An 8182-nucleotide genomic window follows, 5' to 3' on the forward strand; every position below is an offset into this window, starting at 1 on the left:
GAAGGAAAGTTCATAAAGGCGGGTTTCAATATCTGCCAAAGAGAGGGCTGTGGTCTCACCTTTGCTGTCGGTGACGTCAATGGACGTATTGCGAAACACGCGCTTCTTCTCCGACAACAAGGCCCATGTCAAATCGGAAGTACTCCAGATAGCGTTCCGATTGAGTCCCTCAAGATCAAGCAGTCCGGAACGGATATCCAGCCATTGAATGGCAGTATCGATTTCTTCTAAGAAGTCGAAATAGTCGGCGCGAAATTCGGTGTCCGTGAGCGCGCTGGCATAGCTGCCCCAGCGTCCGCCTGCCGTGTAGATATTCCATTCTGCGCCGCGGTCAGGGAATTCTATGGGGCCATTCGCCTGCACATCCGCCCAAGCCGCCTGAACGGCGTCATCCCGTAGTTTCAGTTGTTCTTTTGCCTTGAGCGCATAAGCTTCAATCATTTTTGTAACGGGGATCGACTGTTCTGTGTGCAGTCGAAATCGGATCAACTGGTGCATAGAGCCAAAGGATAAGCCTTGTTCTTGAATTTTACCCTCCTTGACGAGCTCTTCCATTTTTTCATACTGTTCCGTACTGTATCCAAACTCTGCCATTTCTTCATTGCTTCGGCGCCGCACCCGGATCACTTTGCCCGAACTGTCCGTTTCCGCAATGGGGTAGCGGAACACGCGGAAGCCGCGAAAACAGCCGCCATAGGGATCTTCTGTGTTCTCTCTATGACGAGGCGTGATTCCCGTGACTACGTTCATGCTGTTGAAGGTATACAGATCACGGGTATAGGAGGTGGTGGCATCCAAAAAGCGTACATTGCCGTTGGCATCCAGTTTAGCGAGAATCAAGACATGTCCGTCCAGATAATACAGACATCCGGGGATCAAATATTGCGGGTCCAGTGCAACGGGACAGGTATCGCTGAGTTCTGCGTTTTTGGCATAAGGGGGAACCCGTAAATTGCCTGTGCAGGTGCCCACGGTGGCATCTACAAAAAACTGTCGCGGCGATGCATAGTCCAGCGAACTCACCGTGCCGACAGGGTAGGTGGCATCAGCCGTACGGATATCGCTGCCGTCTACAGCGCGCACATGACTGAACATGAACGGCAAACCGCGGCGGCAGGCGTAATAAGCGCCTAAAGACATGGAGAGTTTGTGGCAGTCGACAACGCGGTGCATGGCACGTATGGCGTCGAGATCCACTTGCGGATTACAGGGCTCGCCGATAAACTGCGGATCAAGCAAGAGGTTCATATCGGGATCGGAAAGTACCTGCTCCAGTTTGGCAAGCCGTTGCTCGGTGGTTCCATTTGCTTTGCGGTCGTAGATGCGGGCGATCCATTCTCCAAAGTGCAGGGTCTCGGCACGGTTCCACTGCCGGTATAAAGGCCATGCGCCGCGACTGGAATGGATCGTGGCGGGGTTGGGATCTTCGGCGACTGCGCCGCCGGTAAGGATGACCGCCAATAAGAGGCTTAAGACTGCGAGGTAAATGAAAGGGATTTTCATAGGACGTTTCCCTTTTGTTTTTTAATCATGGATTCAATGAAAAGAAACACAGCTTCGACGCTACTTCATCGGAGGCTTCTGCCGCCCATCCGTGCACGAGGATCCCTGCGGCCCGTGGGTCTTTCTCCAGCTTGGGGCTGGGTGACTACTTCGGGTGGTGTCAGGGAGGGCGGTTTTTCCGCTTCAACAGGCACAATAATTTCTACGGGTTCCGGTTCTTCTTTATGTAAAAGCGGTTCTGTCAGATAAGACCATTTGCTCACCTGTGCATCCAGTTTATCTCTGATCGGAAAACCTTCCGTATACATGCCGCGCAGATAACTGGAACTCGTTTCACGTTGGCATAGGGTACGATAAAAATACTGGAGCTTATAGGCTTCGTCCATCGCCATTTTTGCGCCCTTAGGCAGAGGCGTATAACTTTGGGGCATATTTTCGCGCTCTTCGCTGCCTTCCGGCGCGCCCCAGCGCAATTCAGGCGGATGATTGGGATCGAAGGACAAATCATAGAGGCGCTCTTCAATGTCGGCGAGGGTCAAGGTATAGATTTTACCTGAGGAGTGGGTGTAGTCCAGCGATTTGGTTTGGAACCAACGATTTTTTTCGGTGATCATGGCAGCCGCCAAATCAGCTTGGCTATTGACGTTATAACTTTCGAGACCGGTCAGGTCTATAAAGTTAGGCTGCATACCAAACATTCGGACCGCATATTCCATCCAGTCTGCCAGATAGAAATATTTGTTGCGCCGATCCACATCGGAAGAGGGGGAGCTCCACGTCTCCCAACGGCCCAATGCCTGAAAGATATTTTCGTTTTCCAGGTCTTCGGGATACACAATATGACCGTTCTTTTTCACATCATTCCAAGCATCTTGGACAAACCATTCCCGTTCGAGATAGGCCGATAATATTTCGTCGCAATAATCGGCTATGAAAGAAGCGGGTGCGATTTGCTCGACCCGTTTCATACGCAGCCGAATCAGGTCATGGAGGCTTTGCGGTTTCATGCCGTCTTCCTCAAGGGCATGAGCGGTGTAGAGCTGCTGCACAATATCATATTGTTCCGTGCTATACCCGAATTCGCGCATCTCTTCATTGGTACGGCGCCGCACCCGTGTGACCACGCCCTGACTATTCGTTTCAGCGATGGGATAACGAAGCACCCGTAAACCCTGAAAACAGCCCATCCATTCATTATCGGGGTCGCTGCCGCGCGGTGTGATGCCGCCAACGGCGTTCATCCCGTTATACGTAAAAATATCGCGGGTGTTGGTGGTGCTGCAGTTGAGAAAATACAATTCCCCGTATTCGGTTACTTTCGCCAAGACGAGACAATGACCATCAAGATAGTTCATGCAGCCGGGCATCAAATATTGCGGATCTAAGGCGACAGGTACCGTGTCGGAAAGCCCGGCGTCCTAGCTGTTCAGATTGACACGGTAATTACCGGATATGAAATGCCCCACCGCCGCTTGGAAGAAGCTTGCGAGGGAGGAATAGGCGGCACTGTTCGCGCCTCGCGTCGGGTAATTAAAGGCGGAAATGCGCACATCCACTCCCCGTTCGCCGGAATACACAGTGGCGGTAATCCAGGGCAAGGCGCGGCGATACGCATAATAGGCGGGGATAAAAGCGGTGAATTTGGCGCAGTCCATTAAATGATGCATGGAACGCATGATAGAAGCGGGCAACTGCGGGTTAGAGCCGGAGCCTAGAAAGTCCGGCTGTTGGAGCAGGTTCATTTCCGGATCGGTGAGCATCCGTTCCAGTTTCGCAGTGCGCTGCTCCACCGTGCCCTTGGTTTTTACATCAAATAAATTCTCGACCCACTTCGCGTAATGGCGTGTTTCAGCCGGAGTCCATTGACGCCGGATGGGCCACGCGCCGCCGCCGCGAATGGAAGGGGGATTGGGATCAGCAGCGGCTGCAGAAAAATAGGGCATAAAGACGAGCAAAAGCCCGATTACAGACAGCAGGGATGCAATACTCTTTTTTGTCATAAGAAACCTCAATATTACGGTTGGAGGCTGATATTCTAGTCCATGAATGCCCTTTTCGACAAATGGGCTGCCTTGCCCTCTTTCAGGTCAGGGTAGGAGCTGTTGCTTAAAATGTGCATACGGCACCATTTACAGGCACAGCTCAGCCGATGAGCAGCGATCCCACTTGATAAAAGAGCACGGAAAGCGCAAAGGCAAGTAGGGTGGAATAGGTTGTTGCAAATACCGCCCACTTCCAAGAACCGCTTTCTCTGCCAATGACGGCTACAGTGACGAGACACGGTGCGTAGAGCATGACAAAGACCATGAGCGCAAAGGCGCGTATGGGGTTCCAATCCTGCAGGGAGGCAAGGGTTTGCGACAGGGGTTTGTGGCTGTCTTCATCGATTTGTTCAAGGGCGTAGGCGGTGCCCAGCGCACAGATAACCACTTCCTTGGCAGCAAAACCGCCGATGATCGCGATATTGGTGCGCCAGTCAAAGCCGGCGACATGGGTGATTGATTCCAGCGCGATACCGGCGCGGCCCGCGTAGCTGTGGGCGAGTGCCTCATCAGGCGGAAGTTCTTCCGGCGGACGGGGGAAATACATGATCGCCCAAAGGATAATATTGATGGCAAGAATAATGGTGCCCGCTTTTTTCATGTACAGCCAGGTACGCTCCCAGGTGTGGCGCAGCACACTAAAGGGTACAGGCACATGGTAAGGCGGCAATTCCATGACAAAGGGGGTCTGTTCACCACGTACCACGGTGTGGCGCAGCACCCAAGCGGCGAATAAGGCCACAACCCACGACAGACCCCAAAGGATCATCATGACGAGGGTGCGATGGCCGGGGAAAAAGGCCGCGATGAGCATGGCATAGACCGGCATTTTCGCGCCGCAATTCATAAAGGGCGTTACGAGCATCGTGACCAGCCGATCTTTATCTTCGCGCATGGTGCGCGTCGATAAGATGCCCGGCACGGCACAGCCGCCTGCGCCTAAGCCGCCTGCAACGATAAAGGCCAAAATACTTTTTCCTTGAAGACCGAAGACGCGCAGCGGACGATCCAGAATGAAAGCGACGCTGGCAATATAGCCTGTATCTTCAAGGAGAGCATTAAATAAAAACATGCAAAAAATAAGGGGCACGAAACTCATGACGCCGCCAACGCCGCCGATAATACCGGCGTCCAACAAGGAATGTATCATGGGCGCCCGTGCCTGCAGCGGCGCGATGAGATCGGATAAAAAGTCAAATAAGAGCGCCATCATACCCGTTGGGCTCTGGTATTCGTCGAACCAGGGGATCCATGCCCATTCATCCGAGATTTTGAAGACCCAAAAGAAAAGAGCTGCTACAACGCCAACCAGGATTAAGGGACCAATGACGCGGTTACAGACCACCTTGTCAATAATATCGGTTATGTCGCGGCGCGCTTCAGCCGTATAGGAAAGACAGGATTTGACGATACCCGCCGCCATGCCATAGCGATGTTCGGCGAGGATAGTGGCGGCGTCAGCGTTAAAATGGCGCTCCATGCGCTGGGTTGCTTCTTCCGCGCTTGCGCTGATTGCGTCCATATCGTCGGGGGCGACTGCTTGAGCGCCTGCTAAAGCAGCCTCGTCACGTTCAAGCAGTTTGGCGGCGAGCCAGCCGGGGCTATAGTGCTCTTGCAGGAGCTGAGACTTCGCGATCATTTCCGACAAGTTCAGCACTTCTTCATCGACGGCGTGACCGTAGGCGACCGGGGCGGGCGTGGCGGCAAGGCGGCCTTCGATAACATCAATGCAGGCGTCGCGCAGTTCCGGGATGCCTTTCCCGCGGCAAGCAACAGCGGGAATTACAGGAACACCCAACAGTAAGGAAACTTTTTCCGCGTCCACATGGTAGCCCCGTCTCTCCGCAGTATCCACCATGTTCAAGACAATGATCATGGGGATGCGCATTTCCATGAGCTGCGTGGTCAGATAAAGGTTACGTTCAAAGTTGGAAGCATCGACCACGTTGACAATCAGCGCCGGTTTGCGCTCCACAATGTAATTACGGGCGACCAGCTCTTCTTGGGAGTAGGCGGTAAGGGAATAGGTGCCGGGCAAGTCAACAACGGCGAAATTGCGCCCTTCGTGGCGCATCCGGCCGCAGACGAACTCCACGGTTACACCGGGATAGTTGCTCACTTGCTGAGCGGCGCCGGTCAGGCGATTATAAACGCATGTTTTGCCCGCGTTAGGATTGCCGGCAATGACGATTTCACCGAGTTTCATATGCTTTTCTGTATGGAGTTGTGTGAGGAAAGTCTCCGGTTGCGTGTGGGGGAATATTTACAAATAAGGAATCACAGGCTGAAAGAGTAGATAAGGAAATTGCAATATGGGACACGACCAACCTGTCTTTCTCGTCGATAATCGACAAGAAAGATTCTGTTGGCGCATGTCGCGGCGGCCCGCTTATTGACAGGAACCCATGGCTATCCCTTCACGGGTGCACAATTCTTCCACTTCAATAATGCGCGCTTCGCTCAAACGAAGGGCTAGGCGGTAACCTTTTACAATTATCTCTACAGGATCGCCTAAGGGCGCGTGCCGTTCAACACGCAATTCGGACCCTTTGGTTATCCCCATATCAAGAAGACGTCGCCGCAGACTCAAGGGCGTATTGCCTTGGATGCCCACGATACGTGCGACAGCGCCCGATTCAAGATCAAATAAAGTTTTTTTCATGCTGTAGATCTCAGTTTTATATTAAACGGTATCTTCTCTCATCTCATGCGCTTTGTCATGGACGATGGCACTAGTACACATGGCGCGTTGTTCCTGTGATAAAGGACAAGAAGAACAAGAACATGCGTTTGCACCTCGCTTGAGAATGACACCGCGGACACGTACGAGAATAGCGACCGCTGCTGCGCAAATGATACCAAAAATGACCAGTGTTTCCATAGTGGACTTGGTACTCCGGGTTGTTTTCTAGATGTTTGTTAAAGCATCTCTACCATCTGTTAAGTATACCATACAACACGGGAATGGCTCATCATATTCCACAAAAGCGGCTTAGGACGCAGGGACGCCATCAGAAAATTGGAGCGTACCTTCAGGATCGGCTATGAGCCAGCGTAAAAACCAATCTCCGCGGTTGTTGATCACTTTTACCACGACCCGATTCCAGCCTGCATTGAGAGACAGGGGTACATAAACCCAGCGGCCCGGCGCACGGAAAGCCTGCGCCTTTTCTTGGAGCTCGCCATTGATGTACATTTGGGCAAAATTGTCTGCCTGCATGACGGCGTGGGTCTTTTGCGCGACAGGGCTGTAGACGGCAACATAGTTATAGGCGGAGGCCAAATCTTTGGTCCCTAAAATTCCGTTGTGGTTGAGCAGCCCTTTGCTTGATTCATCGGCAGCGAACCAACTAAGCCCGCCTTCATACTCTTTGCCCGGTTCAAAGCCTTCTTCAGGTCCCAATACTTTGAAGAAATTGGGATTGTCTTTTTTCAGGGTTGCAAGGCTTGCGTCCGCATTAATGGGGCCCACATCAAAAGGACCTACCACTTGCCAGTGTTCAGGACTGCGCCAAAGTTCCAGCGGGTAGAGGGGGGCAGCATTGACTTCTTCCATCGTCATATCTTCTTTAGCGATCCAGTGTCCGTCATATTTGATGCGCCAGGTTACTGCGGGCGGTGTCGCTTCCACCTCAGGGCTTACACGGAAATAGAGGGGCAGCGTATCCTGAGCGCCCGGCTCCAGATCCACTTCTTGCGTCCATACATTGGCGTCAAGTTCTGCGCCGCTTTCGATATCGGTGAGCATGACCCACCCTGAAGCACGGAGCGGCGCAACTTGTAGCTCCACCGTGATGGCTTTGTCGAAAGGATTGCGAAGACGTGCGATGCCCCTCACCTTTAGTAATGCCTCTTGTTCACGTTCCGGCGGCAAGGCGTCCAGTTGTACCACGTCTACATTAATGCTTTTGCGAAATGAGGCGGGCGAAATATCGAGGGGCAAAATCGTACCGTCAGTTTCGACAATCTGGATATCCACGTTATCGCCGTCCACGTTCACGGTGGCAATGGCGTGGAACCCGCCAAAGGCGCGCACTTCGCTCGCCTGGACGCCGGCGCCGGTGGGGTTCATGATGATCTGCGCGTTTCCGTTGTGGTAAGAAACAGAGAGATAATGTTCATGACCGGCAATGGCGGTAAAGGGGAGCGTGCCCAAGGCGTTTAACAAGCGTTCCCAGTCTTTGGTAAAGCGGGGATCGATCCACATGGGCTTATGGAAAAAGAGGAAACAGTGGGTGGCGTCTTTTTCATTTGCCAAGGCAGTTTCAGCGAAAGTCATCATGGCTTCCCAGATGGGACCACGCCTGTCGAAACGCTCCTCTTCTGTATTGAGGATGAGAAAGAGGGATTGACCATAGCGGAAATAAAAATAGGTAGCCCCAAAGTCTTCTTTCCAAAACTCATAACACTCTTGATTGGCAATATCATGGTTGCCGGGGCTCATAACGAGAGGGCATTTTAAATGCTGTGCATGATCCCGGTATTCCTGCCATTCTTCATCCCATTCCGCCCGTTCTTCCATATGTCCGTTAATATGGTCTCCCGTGGAGACAACGAAATCGGGCGCGATCTTATTAATGGTTTCTATGGCTTCATCATAGACGTGCCACAATGCTTCGCCGCCGCTGGTTTTATCC

General features: G+C 52.5%; 6 protein-coding genes. All 6 read right to left on the reverse strand.

Annotation, left to right across the window (positions count from 1 at the left end; genetic code table 11):
• Positions 1-1503, reverse strand: a 1503-nt coding sequence (locus GX117_08430) for a hypothetical protein (GenBank protein NLO33365.1), incomplete at its 3' end; no start/stop codon positions are given.
• A 65-nt stretch (positions 1504-1568) separates the two neighbouring features.
• A complete protein-coding gene (locus GX117_08435) occupies positions 1569-2858 on the reverse strand; it encodes a hypothetical protein (GenBank protein ID NLO33366.1) in 1290 nt (429 codons plus the stop codon).
• Between the two features lie 63 nt (positions 2859-2921).
• Entirely contained in the window at positions 2922-3503 is a 582-nt protein-coding gene (locus tag GX117_08440) for a hypothetical protein (GenBank protein ID NLO33367.1), read from the reverse strand.
• 142 nt (positions 3504-3645) lie between these two features.
• The gene (gene feoB / locus GX117_08445) at positions 3646-5751 is read right to left on the reverse strand and encodes a ferrous iron transport protein B (GenBank protein NLO33368.1); all 2106 of its coding nucleotides are present in this window, start codon (positions 5749-5751) and stop codon (positions 3646-3648) included.
• A 183-nt stretch (positions 5752-5934) separates the two neighbouring features.
• Entirely contained in the window at positions 5935-6207 is a 273-nt protein-coding gene (locus GX117_08450) for a ferrous iron transport protein A (GenBank protein NLO33369.1), read from the reverse strand.
• 330 nt (positions 6208-6537) lie between these two features.
• The coding region (locus GX117_08455; GenBank protein ID NLO33370.1) for a hypothetical protein at positions 6538-8182 on the reverse strand (1645 nt) is incomplete at its 5' end.

This window comes from Candidatus Hydrogenedentota bacterium, from assembly GCA_012523015.1.
Taxonomy (GTDB): domain Bacteria; phylum Hydrogenedentota; class Hydrogenedentia; order Hydrogenedentales; family CAITNO01; genus JAAYBJ01.